This is a genomic window from Bradyrhizobium sp. WYCCWR 13022, from assembly GCF_030435535.1.
Classification (GTDB): domain Bacteria; phylum Pseudomonadota; class Alphaproteobacteria; order Rhizobiales; family Xanthobacteraceae; genus Bradyrhizobium.
Map to the genome: position 1 here is coordinate 1,076,878 of NZ_JAUIZJ010000002.1, position 22,442 is coordinate 1,099,319.

Consider the following 22,442-nt stretch of genomic DNA (forward strand, 5'->3'; position numbering starts at 1 on the left):
GCTACTTCGCCTCTGGACCGGCCTTGGCGTCCTGTAACCGGCTGGCCCGTTGTTCGATGCGCTGAAGCGTGTCGAAAGTTATCGCAAGTTCGTCTGCGCCGATATCCTTCAGCAGACTCGCCCGCACGCGCCGCAAGATCCGGTTGGTCTCCTCGACCTTGGCCTCGCCGGCTTTGGTGAGGTGGAGCGTTTTGGCACGCCGGTCCGTCGGGTCCTCGCGGCGCTCCACCAGCCCCTCCGCCTGGAGCAGGTCGATCAGCCGCACCAGCGACGGCCCTTCTATGCCGAGCTCGTCGGCCAGCACGCCCTGGCGCACGTTTTCACCCTGGCGCGACAATACCAAGAGTGGAATCGCGGTCGCATAGGATAGGCCGTGATCGGACAGCGCCTGATCCGACTCGCGCCGCCAGATGCGGGCGAGGCGCGTGATCAGCCTGCCGATTTCGCCGTGGATGTAGCCTTGCGAGGGTGCCATGCACATTAGATAGGACACGAACTATTAGCCTGCAACTATATAATCCGGCGTGTTCAGACCGATCACGCAAAAGCGAACGAGGGCAATGCGCCATGGGCCCGGGTTCCACGGCAGAGACTCAATCAGTCGCTGATGTCGGGCGCAATTATCAGCGCACCGCGCCTGAGCGGCGCGCCGATCGGTCACCGCTTGTCAGTGCCGTGGGCGCTTGCGATGGCCGCGATCGCGTCAATCGGCGCGGCGCTGCCAGGCCATTTGCTCGACACGCCGCGGGCGCGCTAAAATCAAACTGAGCCTGTTACGTTGCCGTCACCCAACCCCGCGGACTGCTGTAAGCCCACTAGATGACCACCCAGACCGCCTTCGACCTGATCTTCCGCAACACCCTGTTACGATCGTCCCCGATACCCGTCGATATCGGCGTGAAGGCGGGACGTATCGTTGCGATCGAACCAAAACTCGCCTGCGAGGCTATCGAGGTCGACATCGCCGGGCGGCTGGCCCTGCCCGGCTTCGTCGACACCCACATTCATCTCGACAAGGCCTGCCTGCTCGAGCGTTGCGGGCATATCCACGGCACACTCGGCGATGCGATCCGCGCAGTCTCGGCGATGAAGCGGGATTTCAGCACCGACGACGTCCATGCACGCGGCGCCAAGGTGCTCGAGCGCGCCATCGTGCACGGCACGACGCGGATGCGCACCCATGTGGAAATCGACCCTCGCATCGGCCTGCGCAGCTTCGAGGCGATCAAGGCGCTCAAGCGCGATTATGCCTGGGCGATCGATCTGTCGCTTTGCGTTTTCCCGCAGGAAGGCCTGACCAACGATCCCGGCGCCGACGAGCTACTGGTCCAGGCCCTGCGTGACGGTGCCGATGCGATCGGCGGCTGCCCCTATACCGACACCGATCCGAACGCGCATCTCGCCCGCATCTTCGACCTCGCCCAGGAGTTCGACTTCGACGTCGACCTCCATCTCGATTTCGATCTCGATCCCTCCTGGTCGCATCTGGACGAGGTCTGCCGGCAGACCGAGCGGCGCAACTACGGAGGCCGCGTCGCGATCGGCCATGCCACAAAGCTCTCGGCTATGCCGCCGGAACCGCTGAAGGCGGCGATTGCGCAATTGGCGGGGGCCGGTGTCGCCGTCACCGTGCTGCCGGCGACCGACCTCTATTTGATGGGCCGCGATGCCACCCACAACGCGCCGCGCGGGTTGACGCTCGCGCACAAGCTCGCCGCGGACGGCATCGTCTGCTCGGTCGCGACCAATAACGTGCTCAATCCCTTCACCCCCTTCGGCGATGCCTCGCTGCTGCGGATGGCGAACTTCTACGCCAATGTCGCCCATGCCGCCGTCGGCGATTTCGACACCTGCCTCGATCTCGTCACCGAACTGCCGGCGCGGCTGATGAATCTCGACGACTACGGGATGGCGGTCGGCAGGCCCGCCGATTTGGTCGTGCTCGACATCAAGGACAGTCGTTTTGCCGTTGCCGAACTGCCTGACATCCTGATGGGGTTCAAAAATGGAAGGCAGACTTTTGAGCGAAAGCCGGCCAAGCTGCTGGTGCCGCGAAACTGAGCAGCTCGCGCAACAACATCAGACCAACGGAGCAACCGGATGGCCTTCGACAAGATCTTCCTGAACGCGCGCTTTGACGGCGGAGCGAAGCATCATATCGCGGTCAAGAACGGACGCATCGCCGCGCTTCTGCCGGCTGACGCGCCCACAGGCGGCACCGAAACTGTCGACCTCGGCAATGCCCTCGTCGTTCCCGGTTTCGTCGAGGGCCACATCCATCTCGACACCAGCTTCTATGGCGACGCCTGGCGTCCGCATAAACCCTGCACAGCCGGTTTCAACGTGCACGAACGCGTCGCCTTCCAGGCCCAGAACATGGCGGAAGCCGCGCCGATGGACGTGCGGGCACGCAACCAGCTCGATCTCTGCATCGGACACGGCGCCACGCAGATGCGCAGTCATGTCATGGTCGACGGCTCGGTCGGCTTGAAATCGCTGGAGACGATCTTGCGTGTGCGGGAGGAATACCGCGACCTGATCGACATCCAGCTCGTCGCCTTCCCCCAGAGCGGCATCTTGACGAGCCCGGGCACACCACAATTGCTGAACGACGCCATCGGACTCGGCGCGAACCTCATCGGCGGGCTCGACCCTGCGAGTTTCGACCGCGATGTCGAGAAGCACCTCGACGTCGTGTTCGGCGTCGCCGAGAAGCACGCCGTCGACGTCGACATTCATCTGCACGACATGGGCACGCTCGGCGCCTTCGAGATCGAGCAGATCGCGGCGCGCACGCGCGCGCTCGGCATGGAAGGCCATGTCGCGATCAGCCACGCTTACGGACTTGGCGATATCACGGCGGATCAGCTCAAGAGCGTCGCCGACATCCTCGCCCGCTCCGGCGTCGCGATCATGACCAATGCGCCGGGCGCCCGGAACTTCCCGCCGATCCTGCCCCTGCGCAACGCCGGCGTCACCGTGTTCAGCGGCAACGACAACATCCGCGATTCCTGGTGGCCCTATGGCGACGGCGACATGCTGCGCCGGGCAACGACACTCGGCTATCGCTCGGGCTTCAACATCGACGAGGAATTGCGCATCGCATTCGATGTCGTCACCGCATCTGGGGCCAAGGCGTTGCGCCTCGAAGGCTACGGCCTGCGTGTCGGCGCCAAGGCCGATTTCGTGACGCTGGACGCTGAGCACGTTCCTGAGGCCGTGGTCGCGGTGCCACAGGGCCGCGCTGTGTACAAGGCAGGTATGCTCGTTGCGCTCGACGGTAAGATGGTCGGGAAGTATCGCTGATTGCGGGCCTTTCGAGCCCGATTTGCCGCCAATTCCCGCAGAAATCCCGGACCGGTAAAATCCCGGACCGTAGCTCCCCGCGTTGCGAGGCCGGCTGCGCTCATCCTATTTGGACACGCGCACTGACCATCTGCGTTCTCTGGGGAAGTCATGGATATGTTCAGCGCATTCAGCAGCATTGACTACCAGTCGATCCGGGCCAACACGCCCGCGGAGACCGCCGTCAAGCGTTTGAATGGCATCGGCGAAGTGCTCTCCGGCCTCGATATTTCGGCGATCCATTCGCACGACGACTTGGCGCGCGCGCTTTGGACGCTCGACACCGCCGACAAGTGCATTCGCATGATCCTGACCGAGTTCAGGACCGAGTGCACCAGGGACGTTGTCCGCAAGGCCAAGAGCCTGATCGATTTGATCGAAGCCGCCCGCGATGAAGTCTCGGGCTATCGCGATGGCAAAGTGCCCCTGAGCTGAGTGATCGCGCCCGGCGCTAACGTTTGATCCTCGCCAGAATCCGATCCGCCTCGGTGCGCCAATCGGCGCTGCGGGCAAACTCTTTCGTACCCTTCGTGCCGAACAGGCCTTCGTCGGCGAGATCGGCGACCCAGGCTTGGCGTTCGGCGGTGCCCTCCGCCGACCACGGCGTCAGCCCGGCTTCGCGCACGGTTTCGGCAACCTCACGCACCTCTTCGGCGCGACGACGACCATGCTCGATCACGCGCTGGAAGAAATAGGCGCCCTGCTTCTCCCAGTCGATGGCGGGAAAGGTCTCCGCGAGCGACGCCAGAACTGCATCCTCGACGCCATAGGCGCGTGCGGTCGTAAAACTCTCGATGACCATGGCCTCCAGGCCCTTGATCATGATGCTGCGGCACATTTTTACAGCGGAGGACACGCCGAGCTTGTCGCTCGCGACCTTGGCCGCAAAGCCGATCGTATTCAGCAGCGGCTCCAGCTCTCTTGCGCCGGGCCCACCGAGCAGCAGCGGCACCTTGATGCGATAAGGCGGCACCGAGGTCATCACCGCGCCCTCGACATAGCGGCCCGCGGCGCCGTCGATCAGAGCCGCCGCACGCTGCTTGGCACCTGGAGAAGCCGAATTGAAATCGAGGAACCAGGTGCCCTGGTTGATCGCAGCCGCGCAGGCTTTTGCCACTGGCACGGCCTGGCTCGCGGTGACCGCCGAGATAATGAAATCGGATTTCATCGTCAGCTCGGCATGAGAGGCTGCGAGCATCACGCCTAACTTGGCCGCATGGTCCTTCAGCGCAGCGGCCTGCTCGCCGCCAAGCTTGACGTCGTAGGCGGCGACCTTGATGTCCTGCCGGCGCAGATCCTCGGCCAGGATCCGGCCGACCTCGCCATAGCCAACCAGCCCGATCTGCCAGCGCTTGGGATCCGCCATCAGTTCAGCCCTCGTGTCGTCGCGTCGAACAGCTCCTCGACCGCATAGCGGCGCGGGATCAATCCCTGCTGGAATGCGTAATCGACGATCAGGTCCAGCGGCTTTCTGTTCGCCTCGATCCCGAAGGGCACGAGGTCGGGAATCGCCGCTGGTCCCGCCTGATCCTTGTTCCGCTTGAGTAGATCATAAACGCCAGCGACCACATCGGGACGCGATTTCGCAAGGCGCTCAGTCACGACCACCAGATGATTGACCGGCACGACGCCGCGCCGCGCGTACCATTTCGCGGCCTCCGCGGCAGGATCGGGAAACAGCGACTTCAGCTTGGGATGGTCAGAAGTCTCGCCGAGGACGGCGTCCAGCTCGCCGTCGATCAGCATCTGCAAGACCTTCTTGTCCTTCGGCGCGCGCTCGGTGGTGTCGACATATTCGGCGACGTGCGGATCCTCGAAGGTAACCCAGCGGATCTTGTCGAGATTGACGCCATAGTCGTTGGCGAGGATACCGCGGATCCAGGCGCCCGTCGTCGTCGTGAACGAGCGGATGCCGACACGCTTGCCTTCGAGATCGGACGGCCCGAGCGCCCCGTGCGCCGGGTTGTAGAGCGCGTAGGCATGCTGGAAGCGGCCGAGCATGGTTGCCGGCAGCAGCACCAGCGGCTTGCCGTGCGCCTTCGCCATCAGGTAGGTGACGATCGCCATCTCGCAGACGTCGAAAGCCTGTTCGCGCACCATCGGCTTGAACGCCGTGTTGGTCGGCGTGTACTCGATGAAGTCGAGCTCGAACAGGTCGGAGCGAAGCGCGCCGCTCTTCACCGCCTTGACGTGAGGATGACTGCCGAGCACGGCCTTCAGCTTGAGACGATCCATCCGCCCGCTCCGCTTGCTGTTCAGACGTCCTCGGGATTGTCGACATAGACGAGCCCGGCCTTCGCCAGAGCCTCGCGCATGCTGTACATGTCGAGGCCCAGTTCGCCCGAGGCGAGGCGCGTGCGCTTGCCGCCCTCGTCGGCGTTACGCTTCTTGGCCTTCTCGGCGACCTCGGCCGCGTAGCGTTTCGGCACCACCACGACACCGTCGTCATCGGCGACGATGATGTCGCCGGGATCGACGTTGACGCCGGCACAGACCACGGGGATGTTGACCGAGCCGAGCGTCGCCTTCACAGTGCCCTTGGCCGAGACCGCGCGCGACCACACCGGAAAATTCATCCCGTGCAGCGCTTTGACGTCGCGGCAGCCGGCATCGATGATCAGCCCCTGCACGCCGCGCGCCTTGAGCGAGGTCGCCAGCAGCTCGCCGAACATGCCGTCGGTATTGTCGGTCGTGCAACCTACCACGAGTATGTCGCCCTTCCTGCACTGCTCGACCGCGACATGGATCATCCAGTTGTCACCCGGCTGAGCCAGCACTGTGACGGCGGGACCGGCAATCGACGCACCGGCCCAGACCGGGCGCAAATACGTCTTCATTAGGCCGAGGCGGCCGTAGGCCTCGTGCACGGTCGAGACGCCGTACTCGGCCATTCCGGCGGGATCGGCGCGCTTGATATTGCGAACGACGACGGGCTTCATGCCAATTCCTCCGCAACGGTCGGGAACAGGCGCTGATAGGCCTCGCCATAGGTCATGGGCACGCCGGTGTTGCGGCTGCCCTGAATGCCGCGGTTGAGCGCGACGCGCTCGTAATAGCCCCAGAGATGCTTTTGCGCGGCCAGGATCTGGAACGCCTCGTACTTCTCCTTCCAGACCTCGTCGATCTTGAGCAGCAGGTCCGGCTTGTAATTGCACTGCTCGGGCTGGTGCGGCTCGAACAGGAACACCGGCGGCGCCGAATATTTGTACTGCGCGCCGGGCTTGTGACCCATGGCCTGCGCGACCACGCGGGTCTCCTGGGCGAAATGCGCCGCGTTCGGGTGGTCGAAATTATAGGGATCTTCCAGCGCGTGCGTCAGCACGAAGCTCGGATTGAGCTCGCGGTAGATGTCGACCATGCGGTCGAAATGCGCCTCTGTCAGCTTCAGCGGATAGTCGCCGCAGTCGAAGAACTCGATCTCGGCCCCTAACAGCTTTGCGGCTCGCTCCGCCTCGTCCTTGCGGCCGGCCTTGACGGACTCCAGCGTCGCACCCTTCTCCTTCCAGGCGAACTGGCTCTCGCCGCGCTCGCCGAAGGACATGCACACGATCTTCATGCGATAGCCCTTCTTGGCATGCAGCGCGATGGCGCCACCGGCGCGCCAGACGAAATCGCCGGGATGGGCGGTGATCACGAGACCTGTTTTCATGGGACAAACTCCCTTCTTTCGTTCGTAAGCATTCTAGACCGCCTGCCTCGTGCGGGCAGCCAATTCATCAAGCAGCAGTAGCCGCGGGTTCCTCACCATCGAGCACGCGCTTCAGGCGCTCGCTATCGAGCGCGCCTTCCCATTTGGCAATGGCGATGGTCGCGACCGCGTTCCCGATCAGATTGGTCGGCGTCAACCCCTGCGACATCAGGCGATGGATGCCGAGCACCAGCGCGACACTCGTCACCGGAATCGTCCCTGTGGCCGACAGCGTCGCCGCCAGAACGACAAAGGCCGCGCCCGCGATGCCCGCCGCGCCCTTGGAGGTCACGAGCAGGATCAGCAGCAGCTCGATCTGCTCGGCGAGGCCAAACGGCGTGTTGGTCGCCTGAGCCAGGAACACCGAGGCGGCAGCGAGATACAGACAGGTGCCGTCGAGATTGAAGGAATAGCCGGTCGGGATCACCAGCCCGACCACGCTCCTCTCGCAGCCGGCCTTCTCCAGCTTGGTCAGCATCCGCGGCAACACCGTCTCGGACGACGTCGTGGCGATGCAGATCAAAAGCTCTTCCCAGATGTAGCGGATCAGCTTGAGCAGCGAGAAGCCGCAGAGCCGTGCGACCGGACCGAGCGCCACGATGATGAAGATCGCGCAGGTCAGATAGAAGCCGCCGAGCAGCTTGCCGAGCGAGGCAAGTGATCCCACTCCGAACTTCCCGACGGTAAAGGCAATGGCGCCAAACGCGCCGATCGGCGCGGCCCACATCACGAAGCCGACCACGGCGAACACCATCTTGGCGGCAATATCGATCAGGCCGACCAGCGGCGCGGCGCGCTCGCCGAGTTGCACCAGTGCAAAGCCACAAAGCACGGAAATGAACAGCACCTGGAGGATGTTGCCCTCGGCAAAGGCGCCGATGAAGGTCCCCGGCACGATGTTCATCAGGAACGGAACGAAGCCTATGACCGCGGTCTGCTTGACATAGGGCTCGACCGCGCTGGCATTGATGCTGGCCGGATCGATGTTCATGCCGGCGCCGGGCTTGAGCACGTTCACCGCGATGAGACCGATGATCAGCGCGATCGTGGTCATGATTTCGAAATAGATGATCGCTTTGACCGCGACGCGCCCAACCCTCGCCATGTCCGCCATATGGGCGATGCCATGCACGACGGTGCAGAAGATGATCGGCGCGATCAGCATCCGGATCGCCTTGATGAAGGCGTCGCCGAGCGGCTGCATCTTCGCACCCGCCTCGGGGCTGACGGTCCCGAGCGCGACGCCGGCCGCCATTGCGATGAGCACCTGAATCCAGAGCTCCTTCCACCAGGCGCGCCTGCGCGGCTTGTCGATCGCCATCGCGGTCATCGGTCGAACTCGAACAGGCGCGCGGGATTGTCGACCAGGATCTTCTGCTGGTACTCCGTTTCAGGCGCGAACAGCGGGATCAGATCGACGAGGTCGCCGTCATTCGGCATCACCTTGACATTGGGATGCGGCCAGTCGGTGCCCCAGATGACACGGTCCGGCGCGGTTTCGACGATTTTTCGTGCGAACGGCACCGCGTCCGTGAACGGCGGACCGGCCGAGGAGACCCGCTCCGAGCCGCAGATCTTGACCCAGCATTTCTCGTCGCGCTGCATCAGCTCGATCAGGATCCTGAACGGAAGCTGGTCGAGCCCCTCCGAGGCCTTCACCCGTCCCATATGGTCGATCGTGTAGCTCAGCGGCAGTTTTGCGAGCATGTCGGCATATTCAGGCAGATCGATCGCATCGAAATGCAGGTCGATATGCCAGCCGAGCGGTGCGACCATTGCGATGACGCGATCGAACACGCTCTTGTCGGGGACGCCGCCCAGATGGCGGACGAAATTGAAACGGCAGCCGCGAAAACCGCCCTCGTGCAGCACCCGAAGCCCGTGCTCGGTGATGGTGTCGTCGATATTGGCGACGGCGCGATAGGCGCCGTTGCTCTGCGCGATCGCATCGAGCGCCACCGTGTTGTCGGTGCCGTGCACGCTGGCATTGACGATGACCGCGCGCTCCACGCCGAGCCTGGCGTGCAGCCCTCTGAAATCTTCGAGCGGCGCGTCGGGCGGCGTGTAGGAACGGTCCGGCGCGTAAGGGTATTTCGCACCAGGGCCGAAGATGTGGCAATGCGCGTCGCAGGACAGCTTCGGCAGTTTGAATTTCGGCGTGCGCGTATTCGGATCGGGCGGTGGAATGGTGGGCGTGTACATCATCGTCGTCAGCCGAACTTGAAGAGACGCGCGGGGTTGTCGACCAGCAGCTTCTGCTGGATCGCCTTGTCGGGCGCGTAGAGGGGGATCAGATCAACGATCTCGCCGTCATTCGGCATGATCTTGACGTTGGGATGCGGCCAGTCGGTGCCCCAGATGACGCGATCGGGCGCGTTGTCGATCAGCGCCTTCGCGAACGGCACGGCGTCGTGGAACGGCTTGCCGGCGGCGGACGCGCGTTCGAGGCCGGTAATCTTGACCCAGCACTTCTCATCCTTCTTCTGGAGGTCGAGCAGCGCCGTGAAGCCGGGATCATCGAGACCTTTCGCGGCCTGAACCGTGCCCATGTGGTCGATCACATAAGGCGTCGGCAGCGCGGTGAGAACAGGCGCGAATTCGGGAACAGTGCCCGGCTCGAAATAGACGTCGATGTGCCAGCCGAGTTCGGCGACCCGGTGCACGATGCGCTGGAACTTGTTCATGTCGCCGACGCCGCCGAGGCGCTTCAAGAAGGCAAAACGGCAGCCGCAGATTCCGCTCTTGTCGAGCGCAGCCAGCTCCTTCTCGGTCATCTCGTCGCTGACATTTGCGATGCCCTTGTAGGCGCCCTCGCTCTGAGCGATCGCATCGGTAACGACGCGATTGTCGGTGCCGTGCACGGTGGCGTTCACGATCACGCAGCGCTCGACGCCGATTTTCTCGTGCACGCTGCGAAATGTCTCCAGCGGAGCGTCAGCCGTGTTGTAGGGACGCTTCTCCGAGAAGGGATAGCGCGACGCCGGCCCGAAAATGTGGGTGTGGCTGTCGCAGGATTTCGGTGGCAGCTTGAACGACGGCGTCTTGGGGTTTGGGTCCGGCGGTGCGATCGTCGGGATCGACCTCGGTTCAGCCGCCTGCCCGCGCGCTTCGCCCGCGAGCGCGGCGCCGGCCAGTCCGGTCAAGAGATGCAAACACTCCCGCCTGTTCATTTCCTCATCACTCCATCACATGTCCGCTTGCGAGCGGAAGCGCTGTTGCGCGCCTCCGCTCGGGCGGTTTCTTTCAAGTCTTGCTGCTTGCAGGAGTTCGCCGCCGTGCCGGAACGACCTGATCCAGAGCGGGCGCCTGGAACGCTGCAACGGTGGCCTGCACCAGCTGCTCGATCGCCGTTGCGGCGTCGCTGCCGTCGGCCTCGCCGCGCGACAGGCGCGAGACGCGGTCCGGCGTCACGAGCGAATAATAGAGTGCGCCGAGCAGGAAATGGCTGCGCCAGACGATGTCGGTGCGCGGAATGTGCGGCAGGCTCTCGTGAATTGCATCGATGAAGGCGTGGCTGGTGTCGTCGAAGGTCTGCGCGATGATCTTTCGCGCGACCTCGTTGCCTTCGGCGGACATCACGGCGCGGAGCCGCGTGAAGCGCGCCCCGCCCCCTGCAAGATCGCTGCCCGAGGTGAAGGCCGGCACCACATAGGCCCGCACGATCGCTTCCAGCCGGTCCTGGAGATCGCGCACGCGCCTGGCGGCGGCGAGCAACTCCGAGCGGCGAAGGTTCATCGGCCCGCAATGGCGCCGGTAGATCTCCAGCAGCAGGCCGTCCTTGGTCTTGAAATGATAGGTCACGCTGCCGGGATTGGCGCCGGCGGCCTGCGCAATGTCGCGCACCGAGACGGCGTTGAAACCGTTGGTGGCGAACAGTTCCTCGGCCGCGGCGAGGATTGCCTCGCGCATGTTCGGCTTGCGGGCCGTTTCCTTGCTGGTGGGCTTGCGTACCATGTGATTTGTACTATCGTACAAAAGATCAGGTCTCGTCAACAAAAACCACGGGCAAGGTCCGGAAGCGGCTCGAAGACCACCGCACGGACCTAACTGCCTTCAGGGAGTGCTGAAATATGCTGGGTTTGAACACGAAGGCTGCCGCTTGGATGCTCGGCGCCGGTCTGATGCTCGCGGGCAGCGTCGCGCAGGCCGCCGACACTTTTCCGAGCAAGCCGGTCCACATCCTCGTGCCTTATGCGGCCGGCGGCGCGGTCGACGTGCTCGCGCGCACGCTCGGCCAGGCTCTCGCAAAAACTTGGGGCCAGCAGCCGGTGATCGACAACCGGCCTGGCGCCGGCGGCATCGTCGCCTCGCAGGCGCTGACGCAGGCCGCCCCCGACGGCTACACGCTGATCCTGGTCGCGAGCGGTCACCCGCTCAACCAGTTCATCTATCCGAGCATGCCTTACGACACCTTCAAGGATTTTACGGCGATCTCGGAAGTCGCCTCCTCGCCGCTTGCGATCGTGGTGGCCAAGGACAGTCCCTACAAGACGCTGGGCGATCTCCTCGCCGCCGCAAAGAAGGAGCCGGACAAGCTCTCCTACGGCATGTCCGGCAACGGCACCTCGGCGCATCTCGCCGGCGAGCTCCTGAAATACATGTCCGGCACCAAGATGGTCGCGATCCCCTACAAGGGTGGCGCACCGGCCCTGACCGCGGTGATCGCAGGCGAAATCCCGCTCAGCATCAACCCCCTCGCGGAAGCCATCGGCCAGCTCGAAGGCGGCCCGGTGCGCGCACTCGCGGTGACTTCGGTCGGGCGCTCCAAGGCGCTGCCTGATGTGCCAACCGTCGCGGAGTCCGGCGTATCAGGCTACGACGTCTCGGTCTGGTGGGGCGTGCTTGGGCCGGCAAAAATGCCGCCGGAGATCGTCGCGAAGCTCGAAGCCGACCTGAAGGCGGCGCTGCAGGATCCGGGCGTGCAGTCGACGCTCGGCAAGATCGGCGCAGCCCCGGTCGGCTCCTCCTCCAAGGAGTTTGACGCCTACATGCACGCCGAGGCGACCAAATGGGAGCCGGTGCTGAAGGCCGCCGACATCCGCGCGCAGTGAGGTCTCCAAGCGATGGGCAATAGGGGCCTCGCGCGCCGGTCAATTGTGCGCAGGCGCCCTCATCTTCTCCGACGACGCAGCACGTCGCGAGAATTCATCATCGTCGCCTCCGCCCTGCGGGATCAGGATCGCGCGTTCGCGTGGCAGGGCTTCCGGCATCTCGTCGCGGATGAAGGCAATCAGCTTCTCGCGCATCTCGCAGCGCAGGTCCCAGGATTGCGGCGCATTCCGTGCGCTGACCAGTGCGCGCAGCTCGATGGTGCGTGAATCCGCGCCGATCACCTGCAGATTGACCACCGCGCCGTCCCAGAGCCTTGACTCTTTCACCGCTCCCTCCAGCCAACGACGAATACGCGGCACGTCGGCGCGGTAATCGACATGCAGCGCGATGACGCCGATCAGGGACGCGGTGTCGCGGGTCCAGTTCTGGAACGGCTTTTCGATGAAATAGGACAGCGGCACCACCATGCGGCGCCAGTCCCATAGGCGGATCACCACATAGGTCGCGGCGATGTCCTCGACCCAGCCCCATTCGTTCTCGATGATGACGGCATCCTCGATGCGGATCGGCTGGGTGATGGCGATCTGCAGGCCCGCAATCAGATTGCTGAGCAGCGGCCGCGCGGCGAGACCGACGATGATGCCGGCGGCACCGGCGGAGGCGAACAGGCTGACGCCGTATTGCCTGACCGAGTCGAACGTCATCAGCGCGGTCGACACCGTGATGATGACGATGATGATGTCGGCGATGCGCTTGAACACGCGGACTTGCGTGACGTGCTTGCGCGCGACGAAATTCTCGGTGACATCGCGAAAATTCTGCAGGTAGCGCGCCGCACTCATATCGACGATACGGATCGAGATCCAGCCGATCAGCGCGATGAAGGCGACGACGAACAGGCTCGTCAGCGGAGAACGGAATGCATCGTTCAGCGGTGCAAGCGGCAGGACCAGCGCGACGGCGGCAAGACACAGCGCCAGCTGCGCCGGTCCGGACGTGCGCGCGATGAACACGCCCATCAGCGGAAGCCGGGTTCCGAACGCCCGGTTGAGCAGCCAGACCGCGAATCGGTAGAAGGTCAGCGCGAGCAGGATCGCTCCGGCAACGAGGCCGAGGCCGATGATCCATGACGGGATCCACCCGAACATCTTGTCGAGGTCGGCCATGAGGGCCTGCCTGGTCATTCACGTCCCCGGACTTGCATTCGCATCTCGCGCTCAACGCATTGCGCCGGGCTTCGCTCCCCCGCTCCGTGCAACGCAGCATTCCGCTGGTGCAACCGTCGGCGGATTGCGCTAGCTTGAGGAACTCATGACCAGACGAACCGGCAGCGCCGATCTTCCTCTCCACACCGGGCGGGTTCCGCCATGGCTGGCGAGCCGCATGGCCTCGCTGGGCGCGATCGTCACGCAGGCGATCGTGCTTCATTACGGCCGCGATGCCTTCATGCAGCGGCTATCGCATCCATTCTGGTTCCAATCGTTCGGCGCCGTGATGGGAATGGACTGGCATTCCTCCGGCATCACGACATCAGTGATCGGCGCGCTGAAGCGCGGGCTCGGGCCACTCCAGGACGAGCTCGGCATCTATGTCTGCGGCGGCCGCGGCCAGCATTCGCGCAAAACACCGGACGAGCTGATGCAACTCGGCGACCGCGTCGGATTCGACGGCGCAAAGCTTACGCGTGCGAGCCGGCTGGTGGCGAAGGTCGACAGTGCCGCCGTGCAGGACGGCTTTGATCTCTATCTGCACGGCTTCTTCGTCACCACCGAGGGCAAGTGGACCGTGGTGCAGCAAGGCATGAACGGCGACAAGCGGCAGGCCCGCCGCTATCACTGGCATTCCGAAGCGCTGAAGAGCTTTGTCGATACGCCTCACAGCGCGATCGACGGCCCGCAGCAGGGCGAGATCGTCAATCTCACCGACCATCGCGCCGACGTCTCGCGTAGCGCGCAGCTCGAACTGCTCTCCGATCTCGGCCCCGACCGCATCCTCTCCGAATTCGAGCGGCTCACGGGCGCTGCGCCCGAACCGGCGCAAGCGATGCTGCCGCACCTGATCATGCCCGCGCATCACGACGTGCGGCCGAAGGACGTGTTCGCCCGGCGACTGCACGGCACCCTCGCCGCGGCCGCTGAGCGCGGCCCCGTCGACTTCCCCGAGCTGTTGCTGACGCCGGGCGTCGGCGCCCGCACCGTGCGCTCGCTCGCAATGGTCGCCGAGGTCGTGCACGGTGCGCCCTATCGCTTCAAGGACCCGGCGCGCTTCTCGCTCGCCCATGGCGGCAAGGACCGGCATCCCTACCCCGTTCCGATCAAGGTCTATGACGAGACCATCCGCGTGCTGAAGGGCGCGATCCAGAACGCCAAGCTCGGGCGTGAGGAAGAGATGCAGGCGATCAAGCGCCTCGACGACCAGGCGCGTCGCCTGGAGCGCACGGCGAGCGGACCTTCGGTCGAGGCCTATATCGCGGGCGAACGTGCGGCCTCGCCCGATCTCGACGGCCGCTCGGTGTTCGGCTGGGAGCGCGACCTTGCATCATCAGGTAAGTCGACGGCCTGAAGCGTCGCAGCGACGACGGGGAGCTTCGCGATCATTCTGATGCCCGGTCGCCGACGCCAGCGTATCTCGGACGGAGCGACCGCGAGGCTGAGTTTCGGCCATCGCGTGAAAAGGGCCTGAAGCGCGCAGGCCGCTTCGATGCGCGCGAGCTGGTGGCCCAGGCAGAAATGGATTCCCGTTCCGAACGAGAGGTGGCGGTTCGGCTTGCGCTCAGGATCGAGCCGCTCGGGCTGGGCATGCACTGCCGGGTCCACGTTCGCCGCGGCCAGCATCACCATGACACGATCGCCCTTCGTCAGGCGCACGCCTTCGACCTCGACGTCCCGCCGCACGTAGCGCGGCTTGGAGAATTGAACCGGCGACACGAAGCGCAAGAACTCCTCCACCGCAAGCCCAGCGCGGCTCCAGTCCTGCTCCAGCCAGTCGCGCAAGGCCGGATTCCTGAGCAGTTCGTAGACGGAACCGCTGATGAGATGCGTGGTCGTCTCCGATCCCGCCGCGAGCAGCAGAAACACCATAGACACCATCTCCTCCGGCGTAATTTCACCGCACTCGCGTTCAACCTGGACCAGTTCGGCAATCAAGCCCTCGCCGCTCTGCACACGCGCGATCTGCAACTGCTGCTCGAGGTAGGCTCGCATCTTGCGGAACGCGAACATCAGGCTGAAGAAGCTGACGAAATTCGTCACCGAGGACATGGCGTTGCCCCAGGCGATGAATTTGGGACGATCCGCCAAGGGCAGACCAAGAAGCTCTGAGATCACCGACAGCGGCAGGATGCGCGCGTAACGCTGGACGAGGTCGGCCGTGCCACCGTTCGCGAACAGGTCCTCGGCTAGGCCGTCGGCGATGGCGCGAATGCGCGGCTCCATCGCAACGATCGCGCGGCGCCGGAACGCCTCGTCAACGATGCTGCGCAGCCTTGTATGATCCGGCTCGTCCATGGTCAGCATGTTGTTGGCGATGGTGCTGACGAACGCGGGCATCCACCAGCGCAGGCCCGCGATGTCACCATCCTCCTTGCGCAGCGTGAAGGTGGTGCTGTCCTTCAGAACTTGTGCCGTGGCGTCATGGGTCGTGGTGATCCAGACATTGCCGACGAGAGGAAACCGCGTCGCGACCACAGGGCCGGACAGACGCAACGTCGCAATGGTCTTGGGGGGATCGCGAAAGAAGTCCTCGCTGGTGAAATCGAGGCGCGATGTCATGGGATTCCCGGAGCGGTTGGTGGCGTCTCGCTCACATGGTACATGGTGGCCCCGACGCAAGGGGCGGAACGTGCGCCTCTCTGACGCGGAGAGACGAGCCTACCCCCGCCCCGGCGAGCGCGGTCCGGTCTTGCGCTGCTGCTGGTTGGTATAGGCGTCCCAATGGCTCCAGCTGCCGTTGCTGAGGCTTTGCAGATCGGTGCCGAGCGGGCGGCGCGTGCGCTTGTCGTGGTCGGCAACGGCGCGCTCGGACAGCGCGATCTTGCGCTTGAGGTCCGCGATCGCCTTCTGGGTCTGGCCGTTGCGCTTCGAGGACGCGATCTCGCCCATCGTGAAGCGCGCAGTCTCCAGCGCCTTCAACTCGGCGCGGTTTTTCTTCAACTGAACCCGGTGCCAGGCGATGTTGCTGTCGCTGTCCGCAACCATGTGGGAACTCCGCTGATTCGCTCCCACAGTGTATCAAGCGCCGAATCGGCGCCGCAACGCCCGCCCGAGGGCGAAAATGCGACCTTAATGCGCAGAAATTCCGCGTTTAGCGCTCGGCAAACGCCTTCTCGACCACGAACTGGGCCGGCTCACCGTGGTTGCCTTCGACAAAACCACGCTCGCCGAGGAGGACTCGGGTGTCGGCGACCAGCGCCGGGCTGCCGCAGATCATGACGCGGTCATGGGCCGCCTCGATCGCCGGCAGGCCGATGTCGTCGAACAGCTTGCCCGAGGTGATGAGGTCGGTGATGCGGCCGCGGTTGCGGAAGGGATCGCGCGTCACGGTCGGGTAGTAGATCAGCTGGTTCTGGATGTATTCGCCGAGCATCTCGTCCTTGGGCAGGTGCTCGGTGATCATCTCGCCATAGGCGAGCTCCTTGACGTGCCGGCAGCCGTGCAGCAGCACGACCTTCTCGAACCGCTCGTAGGTCTCGGGATCCTTGATCACGCTCAGAAACGGCGCGAGGCCCGTGCCGGTGCCGATGAGGTAGAGGTTGCGGCCCGCTTCCAGGTTGTCGATGACAAGCGTGCCGGTGGCCTTGCGGCTGACGATGACCTCATCACCCTCCTTCAGGTGCTGGAGCCGCGAGGTCAGCGGACCATCGGGCACCTTGATCGAGAAGAACTCGAGGGTGTCCTCGTAATTGGCGCTGGCGACGCTGTAGGCCCGCAGCAGCGGCTTCTCGCCGACCTTGAGCCCGATCATGGTGAACTCGCCGTTGCGGAAGCGGAAGGTCGGGCTGCGGGTGGTCTTGAAGGAGAACAGCGTATCGGTCCAGTGGTGGACGCTCAAAACGCTTTCCTGATTGAAATTGCTCATCTCACCCTTCCGTTTCGCTTCCAGCGGTTTCCGAGGCGGCCAGCTATGCGTCGTTTGTACACGATCATTCGTATACTAATGAATAATCCTGCTTGATCCCGCGGTCAAGGCTGCCCAAGATCGAAAGCGTTGCAGTTAGGAATAAGGAGCCCCTTCCATGGCGCATGACGCACCCCAGGCCGCCGGACCCTCGAAGCTGGTGATCCGCAATATCGGCCTGATCCTGTCCGGCGCGCTGGAAAAGCCGATCCTGGACGGCGACACCATCGTCGCAGAGAACGGCAAGATCACCGCGATCGGCCGCTTCAAGGACCTCGATACGGAAGGCGCCACCACCATCGTCGATGCCAACGGCACGACGGTGACCCCGGGCCTCATCGACAGCCACGTCCACCCCGTCGCCGGCGACTGGACGCCACGCCAGAACCAGATCAACTGGATCGACAGCTCCCTCCATGGCGGCATCACCACCATGATCTCGGCGGGCGAAGTGCACATGCCCGGCCGCCCCCGCGACGTCGTCGGGCTCAAGGCCATGGCGATCTTCGCCCAGCGTGCGTTCTGGACGCTTCGTCCGGGCGGCGTGAAGGTTCACGCCGGCGCGCCCGTGATCGAATGCGAGATGGTCGAGGAAGACTTCAAGGAGATGGCCGCCGCCGGCGTCAAGCTGCTCGGCGAAGTCGGCCTTGGCGGCGTCAAGGATGGCCCGACCGCGCGCAAGATGGTCGGCTGGGCGCGCAAATACGGCATCCAGAGCACCATCCACACCGGCGGCCCCTCGATCCCCGGCTCCGGCCTGATCGACAAGGACGTGGTGCTGGAAGCCGACACCGACGTGGTCGGCCACATCAACGGCGGCCACACCGCGCTGCCCGACGACCAGATCCGCTGCATCTGCGAGGGCTGCAAGCGCGGGCTCGAGATCGTTCACAACGGCAATGAGCGCTCGGCGCTCTACACGCTGCGCATCGCACGCGAGATGGGCGATCTGCACCGCGTCATCCTTGGCACCGACGGGCCGGCGGGCTCCGGCGTGCAGCCGCTCGGCATCCTGCGCATGGTCTCGATGCTGTCCTCGATCGGCGAGCTGCCGGCGGAGATCGCGTTCTGCCTGGCCACCGGCAACACCGCGCGAATGCGGCAGCTCGATTGCGGCCTGATCGAGGTCGGCCGCGCCGCCGATTTCGTCATCATGGACAAGGCTCAGCACTCGCCCGGCAAGAACATCCTGGAGAGCGTCCAGCTCGGCGATCTCCCCGGCATCGGCATGACCATCATCGACGGCATCGTGCGGACGCAGCGCAGCCGCAACACGCCGCCGGCGGGAAGAGTGCCGGAGGTGGTGGGGAAGTAGGCGCCGCAAACACAGTCGTCATTCCGGGCTCGCGACTTCGTTGCGCCCCGGAATGACGGCTTCAATTCACCGCAGCTTGTTCAACAGCGCCATCAGCAGCTCGCGCTCCTTGGCGTCGAGCGGCGCCAGCGTCTCGCGCGTGATCGCGATCGCATTCGGCGCGAGCTTTTCGGCAAGCTGCTGACCGGCGCGCGTCAGGCTCACCAGGAGGCGCCGTCCATCCTCTGGATCCTGGCTCGTCTCGGTCAGGCCGCGTGCCGTGAGGCGATCGATCACGCCCTTGATGGTCGCGACGTCCATCGCGGTCAGACGTCCGAGCTGGTTCTGCGAGCACGGCCCGGTCTCGGCGAGCTTCGACAGCGCGGCCCACTGCGTCGGCGTCAGGTTGGTGCCGATGTCGCGGGAGAAGATCGCGCTGTGGCGCTGCCAGACCTGGCGCAGGATGAAGCCGACCTGCTCGTCGAGCACGTAAGGAGGCTTGCCTTGCTTGACGCTTTTCTTCGCCGTGACGCTTCTTGCCATTCCTGCGCTGCCCTTCCCTTTGCCCTCACAACGACAGATGCGCGTCGCGGATATCCGGACGCGCGTCGAGCTCAGCCATGGTACCGCCGAAACAGATGCGGCCGCGCTCGATGATATAGGCGCGATCGGAAATCAACCGCGCAAAGTGCAAATTCTGCTCGGAGACGACGATGCTGACGCCCTCCTTCTTCATGGTCAGGATGGCATCGACCATCTGCTCCACGATCTTTGGCGACAGGCCCTCCGAGGGCTCGTCGAGCAGCACCAGCGACGGATTGCCCATCAACGTGCGCGCGATGGTCAGCATCTGCTGCTCGCCGCCGCTCATGCGGCCGCCAGGGCGGCCCTTCATCTCGCCGAGATTGGGAAACAGCGTGAACAGTTTTTCGCGCGTCCAGTATGGCGCGTTCGGCCGCTTCGGCTGGCGGCCGACCTCTAGATTCTCTTCGACCGTCAGGTCCGTGAAGATGCGCCGCTCCTCCGGCACATAGCCGAGCCCCTCGCGCACGATCTCGTGCGTCGGTTTCGTCGAGACGTCCTTGCCCTCGAACGTGATGCGGCCGGTCCGCTGCGCCACGAGACCCACGATCGAGCGGAACGTCGTCGACTTGCCAGCGCCGTTGCGCCCGAGCAGCGCCACCACTTCGCCCTCGCCGACCTCGAAACCGATGTCGAACAGAATATGCGCGGGGCCGTAATGGCTGTTGAGGTCCTGCACCGTGAGCTTCATGCCGGGGCCCCCTCGCGATGCCCGCCTTCGTAAAGCAGCCCCTCGCCGAGATAGATCGCCTGCACTTGCGGATTGCCTCGCACCTCGGCCGGCGAGCCCTCGGCGATCAACGTGCCGCGATTGAGCACGATGATGCGGTCGGCATGTTCGAACACCACGTCCATGTCGTGCTCGGTGAAGAGCACGCCGATCGCCTTTTCCTTCGCGATCTGAGCCGTGAGCCGCATCAGCTCGACGCGCTCGCGCGGCGCCATGCCGGCGGTCGGCTCGTCCATCAAGAGCAGCTTTGGATCATTGGCGAGCGCGACCGCGAGCTCGAGGCGCTTGAGGTCGCCATAGGCGAGCTCGCCGCAGGGACGGTCCGCATAGCCGCCCATGCCGACCAGCTCGAGCAGCCGTCCGGCCTCGTTGCGGTCGACATCAGGCGCCGAGCCCCAGAGATTGAACAGTTGCCTGCCGTGCGAAATCAGCGCGACCTGCACGTTTTCACGCACCGTCATGGTGGCGAAGGTCGCCGTGATCTGGAAGGTGCGTCCCACGCCCATGCGCCAGATATCGCGCGGCTTCTTGCCTGTGGTCTCTTCGCCGAGCAGGCGGACGTGTCCGCTATCCGGCTTGTTCTGGCCGTTGAGCATGTCGAAGCAGGTGCTCTTGCCCGCGCCGTTCGGACCGATCAGCGCCAGGATCTCGCCTGATCGCAGCGAGAACGAGACGCCTCGCACGGCATGAATGCCACCGTAGGATTTGGTCAAGCCTTCGACCGCGAGAAGTGGGGGCGTAACGCTCATTCGGCGGACTCGATCGGCTTGGCGAGCAAAGATGATCCCGGCGGCGATGATTTTCTGCGCCGCTGCGTGAGAATCTCCAGCATGCCGACGATGCCCTTGGGGAAGACGACGACGATCAGCACGATGAAGCCGCCGAGCACCAGCTTTGACAGATCGGTCTGGCTCACCAGCCAGATGTTGAGGGCCTTGTAGACAATGGCGCCAATCACCCCGCCCGACACCGTCTCGACGCCGCCGAGCAGCACCATGACCAGCGCATCGACCGAGAGCGAGATGCCGAGATTGTCGGGGAAGACGCTGCCTTTGAGATAAGCGAACAGCGCGCCGCCGATGCCGGCGGTCGTGCCCGCGATCACGAAGGCGGTCCACTGGATGCGCTTGGCATTGATACCGACGGCTTCGCTGCGGAGCAGCGAGTCGCGCGTGGCGCGAAGCGCGTAACCGAACGGCGAGAACACCGCGATCCGCAGCGCAGTGGTGACGAGCGCTGCGACGCCGAGCGCCAGCCAGTAGAAATGCGACGGGCTCGCCGCCCAGCTCGCAGGCCAGACGCCCAGAATGCCGTTGTCGCCGCCCGTGACGCTCACCCACTGGAACGCGATCGACCAGACGATCTGCGCGAAGGCGAGCGTCAGCATGGCAAAATAGACGCCGGAGAGCTGCACCGCGAAGAAGCCGAACACGGCGGCGCCCATGCAGCCGAGCAGCGGACCGAGCAAGAGACAGACGATCATCGGCAGCCCCGCCATCTTGGCGAGGAACGCCACGCCATAGGCGCCGAGGCCGAAATAGGCGGCGTGGCCGAACGACGCGAGCCCGCCGACCGACATCAGGAAATGGAGGCTGACGGCAAAGATCACGAAGATCGCGATCTCCGAGCCGACGGTCAGCGCGTAGTTGCCGGCAAACAGCGGCAGCATCGCCGCGATGACGAGCGCCGCGAGGGACGCCAGCCGCTCGTTCGACGTCAGCGGCCGCCAGGGATTGACCGACAGCCCCGGCGTCTTGCGCGCGGCCGCTTCCGGCTTGCCGAACAGGCCCCAGGGCCGGACGATCAACACCACCGCCATCACCAGGAAGACCAGGATGATGGAGATTTTTGGGAAGATCAGGATGCCAAACGCATTCAGCTCGGACACAAGCACGGCCGCCACGAAGGCGCCAACGATGCTGCCGAGACCGCCGATCACGACGACGACGAAGACCTCGACGATGATGCGCAGATCCATGGCGTGGTGCACGGCATCACGCGGGATCTGGAGCGCGCCGCCAAGCGCGGCGAGGAAGACGCCGACCGCGAACACTGATGTGAACAGCCACTTCTGGTTCACGCCGAGCGCTGCGACCATGTCGCGGTCCTGCGTCGCGGCGCGCACCAAGATGCCCCAGCGCGTGCGCTGGAACAGCAGCCAGAGAATACCGAGCACCACAGGGCCCATCGCTATCAGGAACAGATCGTAGCTCGGGATGTTCTGGCCGAAGAAATCGACCGCGCCCCTGAAGCCCGGCGCGCGGCGGCCGACGAGATCGTCGGGCCCCCAGATCAATACCACGAGATCCTCGACCATCAGGGTCAGGCCGAAGGTACCGAGCAGCTGGAACAGTTCGGGCGCATGGTAGATACGCCGGAGCAGCACCATCTCGACGAGGACGCCGATCAGCGCCACCGCCAGCGCCGCCATCACCACGCCGCCCCAGAAGCCGAATGCACCGGAGAAACGCTCGGTGAGCGTGAAGGCGATGTAGGCGCCGATCATGTAGAAGGCGCCATGCGCGAAATTCACGATCCGCGTCACGCCGAAGATGATCGACAGACCCGAGGCCACCAGAAACAGCGACGCTGCGCTGGCGAGACCGGTCAGAAACTGTACGACGTAAAAGGCCATC

23 protein-coding genes are annotated in these 22,442 nt (G+C 64.5%); 6 read left to right on the forward strand and 17 right to left on the reverse strand.

The features are described 5' to 3' along the window. Position 1: 1 nt before the first annotated feature. Entirely contained in the window at positions 2-475 is a 474-nt protein-coding gene (locus QY049_RS06340) for a MarR family winged helix-turn-helix transcriptional regulator (protein ID WP_194482764.1), read from the reverse strand. 344 nt (positions 476-819) lie between these two features. Here QY049_RS06340 and QY049_RS06345 point away from each other — a divergent pair, with 344 nt between their 5' ends. The 3 genes from QY049_RS06345 to QY049_RS06355 all read left to right on the forward strand — a co-directional run bounded on the left by QY049_RS06345 (position 820) and on the right by QY049_RS06355 (position 3,780). Continuing rightward, a complete protein-coding gene (locus tag QY049_RS06345) occupies positions 820-2,061 on the forward strand; it encodes an amidohydrolase family protein (protein ID WP_258762094.1) in 1,242 nt (413 codons plus the stop codon). A 39-nt stretch (positions 2,062-2,100) separates the two neighbouring features. After that, the gene (locus QY049_RS06350) at positions 2,101-3,306 is read left to right on the forward strand and encodes an amidohydrolase family protein (RefSeq protein ID WP_258762095.1); all 1,206 of its coding nucleotides are present in this window, start codon (positions 2,101-2,103) and stop codon (positions 3,304-3,306) included. A 156-nt stretch (positions 3,307-3,462) separates the two neighbouring features. After that, positions 3,463-3,780 carry a hypothetical protein gene (locus QY049_RS06355; protein WP_258762096.1) on the forward strand — a complete coding sequence of 106 codons (318 nt, stop codon included), beginning with the start codon at positions 3,463-3,465 and terminating at the stop codon, positions 3,778-3,780. Positions 3,781-3,796: 16 nt separating this feature from the next. Here QY049_RS06355 and QY049_RS06360 read toward each other — a convergent pair whose 3' ends face one another. The 8 genes from QY049_RS06360 to QY049_RS06395 form a co-directional block, all read right to left on the reverse strand. After that, a complete protein-coding gene (locus QY049_RS06360; RefSeq protein ID WP_258766985.1) occupies positions 3,797-4,714 on the reverse strand; it encodes a DUF1932 domain-containing protein in 918 nt (305 codons plus the stop codon). After that, complete coding sequence (locus QY049_RS06365; protein WP_301269201.1) at positions 4,711-5,580, reverse strand: hypothetical protein; 870 nt, start codon at positions 5,578-5,580, stop codon at positions 4,711-4,713. The genes QY049_RS06360 and QY049_RS06365 overlap by 4 nt, the downstream gene beginning before the upstream one ends. Positions 5,581-5,600: 20 nt before the next feature. Beyond that, complete coding sequence (locus tag QY049_RS06370) at positions 5,601-6,284, reverse strand: 4-carboxy-4-hydroxy-2-oxoadipate aldolase/oxaloacetate decarboxylase (RefSeq protein ID WP_194476448.1); 684 nt, start codon at positions 6,282-6,284, stop codon at positions 5,601-5,603. Further along, positions 6,281-6,994 (reverse strand): PIG-L deacetylase family protein, encoded by a 714-nt coding sequence (locus QY049_RS06375; protein ID WP_027517331.1) that lies wholly within the window; start codon positions 6,992-6,994, stop codon positions 6,281-6,283. The genes QY049_RS06370 and QY049_RS06375 overlap by 4 nt, the downstream gene beginning before the upstream one ends. Positions 6,995-7,061: 67 nt before the next feature. Further along, positions 7,062-8,363 (reverse strand): C4-dicarboxylate transporter DctA, encoded by a 1,302-nt coding sequence (gene dctA, locus QY049_RS06380; RefSeq protein ID WP_258762098.1) that lies wholly within the window; start codon positions 8,361-8,363, stop codon positions 7,062-7,064. Continuing rightward, entirely contained in the window at positions 8,360-9,238 is an 879-nt protein-coding gene (locus QY049_RS06385) for an amidohydrolase (RefSeq protein ID WP_258762099.1), read from the reverse strand. Before QY049_RS06385 ends, dctA begins: the two co-directional genes overlap by 4 nt. A 5-nt stretch (positions 9,239-9,243) precedes the next feature. Next, entirely contained in the window at positions 9,244-10,203 is a 960-nt protein-coding gene (locus tag QY049_RS06390; RefSeq protein ID WP_258762100.1) for an amidohydrolase, read from the reverse strand. 73 nt (positions 10,204-10,276) lie between these two features. Then, complete coding sequence (locus tag QY049_RS06395) at positions 10,277-10,987, reverse strand: TetR/AcrR family transcriptional regulator (RefSeq protein WP_194476453.1); 711 nt, start codon at positions 10,985-10,987, stop codon at positions 10,277-10,279. A gap of 116 nt (positions 10,988-11,103) precedes the next feature. Between QY049_RS06395 and QY049_RS06400 the strand changes: the two genes are divergently transcribed. After that, positions 11,104-12,084: a tripartite tricarboxylate transporter substrate binding protein gene (locus QY049_RS06400; protein WP_258762101.1), complete on the forward strand. Its 981-nt coding sequence runs from the start codon at positions 11,104-11,106 to the stop codon at positions 12,082-12,084. A gap of 39 nt (positions 12,085-12,123) precedes the next feature. On the opposite strand, the gene QY049_RS06405 is transcribed toward QY049_RS06400, so the two are convergent. Further along, the gene (locus tag QY049_RS06405) at positions 12,124-13,269 is read right to left on the reverse strand and encodes a mechanosensitive ion channel family protein (protein ID WP_258762102.1); all 1,146 of its coding nucleotides are present in this window, start codon (positions 13,267-13,269) and stop codon (positions 12,124-12,126) included. A 127-nt stretch (positions 13,270-13,396) separates the two neighbouring features. Here QY049_RS06405 and QY049_RS06410 point away from each other — a divergent pair, with 127 nt between their 5' ends. Beyond that, entirely contained in the window at positions 13,397-14,647 is a 1,251-nt protein-coding gene (locus tag QY049_RS06410; RefSeq protein WP_258762103.1) for a DUF763 domain-containing protein, read from the forward strand. Here the strand turns inward: QY049_RS06410 and QY049_RS06415 are convergent. The 3 genes from QY049_RS06415 to QY049_RS06425 all read right to left on the reverse strand — a co-directional run bounded on the left by QY049_RS06415 (position 14,548) and on the right by QY049_RS06425 (position 17,161). Next, entirely contained in the window at positions 14,548-15,855 is a 1,308-nt protein-coding gene (locus QY049_RS06415) for a cytochrome P450 (protein WP_301269202.1), read from the reverse strand. The genes QY049_RS06410 and QY049_RS06415 overlap by 100 nt on opposite strands. A gap of 99 nt (positions 15,856-15,954) precedes the next feature. Further along, positions 15,955-16,281 carry a hypothetical protein gene (locus tag QY049_RS06420; RefSeq protein WP_258762105.1) on the reverse strand — a complete coding sequence of 109 codons (327 nt, stop codon included), beginning with the start codon at positions 16,279-16,281 and terminating at the stop codon, positions 15,955-15,957. Between the two features lie 106 nt (positions 16,282-16,387). Next, the gene (locus QY049_RS06425) at positions 16,388-17,161 is read right to left on the reverse strand and encodes a ferredoxin--NADP reductase (RefSeq protein WP_194476459.1); all 774 of its coding nucleotides are present in this window, start codon (positions 17,159-17,161) and stop codon (positions 16,388-16,390) included. Positions 17,162-17,318: 157 nt separating this feature from the next. Here QY049_RS06425 and QY049_RS06430 point away from each other — a divergent pair, with 157 nt between their 5' ends. After that, positions 17,319-18,515 (forward strand): amidohydrolase family protein, encoded by a 1,197-nt coding sequence (locus tag QY049_RS06430; RefSeq protein WP_258762106.1) that lies wholly within the window; start codon positions 17,319-17,321, stop codon positions 18,513-18,515. Positions 18,516-18,581: 66 nt separating this feature from the next. On the opposite strand, the gene QY049_RS06435 is transcribed toward QY049_RS06430, so the two are convergent. The 4 genes from QY049_RS06435 to QY049_RS06450 are packed head-to-tail and all read right to left on the reverse strand — an operon-like array spanning position 18,582 to position 22,441. Continuing rightward, the gene (locus QY049_RS06435; protein ID WP_194476461.1) at positions 18,582-19,037 is read right to left on the reverse strand and encodes a MarR family winged helix-turn-helix transcriptional regulator; all 456 of its coding nucleotides are present in this window, start codon (positions 19,035-19,037) and stop codon (positions 18,582-18,584) included. 25 nt (positions 19,038-19,062) lie between these two features. Then, positions 19,063-19,767, reverse strand: a complete 705-nt coding sequence (locus QY049_RS06440) for an ABC transporter ATP-binding protein (protein WP_194476462.1) — start codon at positions 19,765-19,767, stop codon at positions 19,063-19,065. Then, positions 19,764-20,555 (reverse strand): ABC transporter ATP-binding protein, encoded by a 792-nt coding sequence (locus QY049_RS06445; RefSeq protein WP_258762107.1) that lies wholly within the window; start codon positions 20,553-20,555, stop codon positions 19,764-19,766. Before QY049_RS06445 ends, QY049_RS06440 begins: the two co-directional genes overlap by 4 nt. Then, positions 20,552-22,441 (reverse strand): ABC transporter permease, encoded by a 1,890-nt coding sequence (locus QY049_RS06450; RefSeq protein ID WP_258762108.1) that lies wholly within the window; start codon positions 22,439-22,441, stop codon positions 20,552-20,554. The genes QY049_RS06445 and QY049_RS06450 overlap by 4 nt, the downstream gene beginning before the upstream one ends. Position 22,442 lies beyond the last annotated feature (1 nt).

What these genes read in the sequence shown, in the direction of transcription:
- QY049_RS06365 (WP_301269201.1), bottom strand. Translation starts at nt 5,580, where the DNA reads ATGGATCGTCTCAAGCTGAAGGCCGTGCTCGGCAGTCATCCTCACGTC.
- QY049_RS06435 (WP_194476461.1), bottom strand. Translation starts at nt 19,037, where the DNA reads ATGGCAAGAAGCGTCACGGCGAAGAAAAGCGTCAAGCAAGGCAAGCCT.
- QY049_RS06350 (WP_258762095.1), top strand. Translation starts at nt 2,101, where the DNA reads ATGGCCTTCGACAAGATCTTCCTGAACGCGCGCTTTGACGGCGGAGCG.
- dctA (WP_258762098.1), bottom strand. Translation starts at nt 8,363, where the DNA reads ATGACCGCGATGGCGATCGACAAGCCGCGCAGGCGCGCCTGGTGGAAG.
- QY049_RS06340 (WP_194482764.1), bottom strand. Translation starts at nt 475, where the DNA reads ATGGCACCCTCGCAAGGCTACATCCACGGCGAAATCGGCAGGCTGATC.
- QY049_RS06440 (WP_194476462.1), bottom strand. Translation starts at nt 19,767, where the DNA reads ATGAAGCTCACGGTGCAGGACCTCAACAGCCATTACGGCCCCGCGCAT.
- QY049_RS06355 (WP_258762096.1), top strand. Translation starts at nt 3,463, where the DNA reads ATGTTCAGCGCATTCAGCAGCATTGACTACCAGTCGATCCGGGCCAAC.
- QY049_RS06405 (WP_258762102.1), bottom strand. Translation starts at nt 13,269, where the DNA reads ATGACCAGGCAGGCCCTCATGGCCGACCTCGACAAGATGTTCGGGTGG.
- QY049_RS06400 (WP_258762101.1), top strand. Translation starts at nt 11,104, where the DNA reads ATGCTGGGTTTGAACACGAAGGCTGCCGCTTGGATGCTCGGCGCCGGT.
- QY049_RS06445 (WP_258762107.1), bottom strand. Translation starts at nt 20,555, where the DNA reads ATGAGCGTTACGCCCCCACTTCTCGCGGTCGAAGGCTTGACCAAATCC.
- QY049_RS06370 (WP_194476448.1), bottom strand. Translation starts at nt 6,284, where the DNA reads ATGAAGCCCGTCGTCGTTCGCAATATCAAGCGCGCCGATCCCGCCGGA.
- QY049_RS06390 (WP_258762100.1), bottom strand. Translation starts at nt 10,203, where the DNA reads ATGAACAGGCGGGAGTGTTTGCATCTCTTGACCGGACTGGCCGGCGCC.
- QY049_RS06385 (WP_258762099.1), bottom strand. Translation starts at nt 9,238, where the DNA reads ATGATGTACACGCCCACCATTCCACCGCCCGATCCGAATACGCGCACG.
- QY049_RS06410 (WP_258762103.1), top strand. Translation starts at nt 13,397, where the DNA reads ATGACCAGACGAACCGGCAGCGCCGATCTTCCTCTCCACACCGGGCGG.
- QY049_RS06375 (WP_027517331.1), bottom strand. Translation starts at nt 6,994, where the DNA reads ATGAAAACAGGTCTCGTGATCACCGCCCATCCCGGCGATTTCGTCTGG.
- QY049_RS06345 (WP_258762094.1), top strand. Translation starts at nt 820, where the DNA reads ATGACCACCCAGACCGCCTTCGACCTGATCTTCCGCAACACCCTGTTA.
- QY049_RS06395 (WP_194476453.1), bottom strand. Translation starts at nt 10,987, where the DNA reads ATGGTACGCAAGCCCACCAGCAAGGAAACGGCCCGCAAGCCGAACATG.
- QY049_RS06450 (WP_258762108.1), bottom strand. Translation starts at nt 22,441, where the DNA reads ATGGCCTTTTACGTCGTACAGTTTCTGACCGGTCTCGCCAGCGCAGCG.
- QY049_RS06420 (WP_258762105.1), bottom strand. Translation starts at nt 16,281, where the DNA reads ATGGTTGCGGACAGCGACAGCAACATCGCCTGGCACCGGGTTCAGTTG.
- QY049_RS06425 (WP_194476459.1), bottom strand. Translation starts at nt 17,161, where the DNA reads ATGAGCAATTTCAATCAGGAAAGCGTTTTGAGCGTCCACCACTGGACC.
- QY049_RS06415 (WP_301269202.1), bottom strand. Translation starts at nt 15,855, where the DNA reads ATGACATCGCGCCTCGATTTCACCAGCGAGGACTTCTTTCGCGATCCC.
- QY049_RS06430 (WP_258762106.1), top strand. Translation starts at nt 17,319, where the DNA reads ATGGCGCATGACGCACCCCAGGCCGCCGGACCCTCGAAGCTGGTGATC.